Source organism: Leptospira inadai serovar Lyme str. 10, assembly GCF_000243675.2.
Classification (GTDB): Bacteria; Spirochaetota; Leptospiria; order Leptospirales; family Leptospiraceae; genus Leptospira_B; species Leptospira_B inadai.
In genome coordinates, this window is sequence record NZ_AHMM02000003.1 from 1 (window position 1) to 1,032 (window position 1,032).

Annotated in this window: 1 protein-coding gene; it reads left to right on the plus strand. The window is 37.6% G+C overall.

Translation table 11 applies throughout. The features are described from left to right. Positions 1-361: 361 nt before the first annotated feature. The gene (locus tag LEP1GSC047_RS00245; RefSeq protein ID WP_000105967.1) at positions 362-922 is read left to right on the plus strand and encodes a winged helix-turn-helix domain-containing protein; all 561 of its coding nucleotides are present in this window, start codon (positions 362-364) and stop codon (positions 920-922) included. Positions 923-1,032 lie beyond the last annotated feature (110 nt).

Genomic DNA, 1,032 nt, shown 5'->3' on the forward strand with positions numbered 1-1,032 from the left:
ACCGACTCCGTCGGCTTCGCCCTTGACTGCGTGGGCTATGTGCCTTTTATGGCTTACCGACGGGCTTAATTAGCTCCAGAGGTCGTGCTGTCGGCACGAGCCGACTAGAGGGGTTTTAGGGGGGAGAATCCCCCTCTAAGAAGATATAAGAGGGAACGATTAAGTGAAAATCTTGTAGAACCGCATAGAATCTAGCTTTTTTGATGTTTTTAAAGACAGACCTATGTAAAGCACTGCTTTACATCAATGTAAACCAGCTTGCTTTACATACCCTTTACACGTTGTAAACCATTTTCTTGACAAGTTGTAAAATAAAATTTACAATGTGTAATAATTTTAGACAGAGATGAAAGGAGTTTTGATGTCAACGTTAACAGTTTCAGAAAAGCCTAATTTATTGAGCAATAATAGCTTATCTTTTGATGAAAGGGCATTGCAGTTAAAGTCTAAAGAAAAAGCCGAAATGGACGCAATTAAGCGTGAAAAACAAAGTCCTTTTAGCCGTTGGACACAGTTCAATAATGAGCACACAAAAGAACTAATGATACTTGCTATTAAACATCCAAAGGCTCACGCTATACTTTATTTTCTTGTGGACCAAATGGATAACTATAACGCTTGTATTTGTTCTACCGCTGTTATGCAAGAAGTCTTAGGAGTAAGTCGTCAAACCATTTCAAAAAATATCAAGGTTCTTAAAGACCTCGGCTTTTTAGTTACCTTGAAAAGCGGAAATGCAAATGTCTACACGATTAACGATAAAGTTTACTGGAAATCTTGGGGTAACAATAGACAGTACAGCAAATTTCCTGCCAATGTTGTATTAGCCATGTCCGAGCAAGACGAAGACTATAAAATTAACTTTGCAGATTTAAAAGCAGAAAAGATTAAAACTGTCTCCTTGAAGGAAAAAGAATCCTGAAAAACAAGAACAACACTTTAAATACCCTTAAAACGCAAAAAACAGCCCTCAGAAGCCCTTTAATGTGTTTGTGCAAGAAAAAGTACCCTAAAGCACAAAAACGCATTCTA

What these genes read in the sequence shown, in the direction of transcription:
- LEP1GSC047_RS00245 (WP_000105967.1), top strand. Translation starts at nt 362, where the DNA reads ATGTCAACGTTAACAGTTTCAGAAAAGCCTAATTTATTGAGCAATAAT.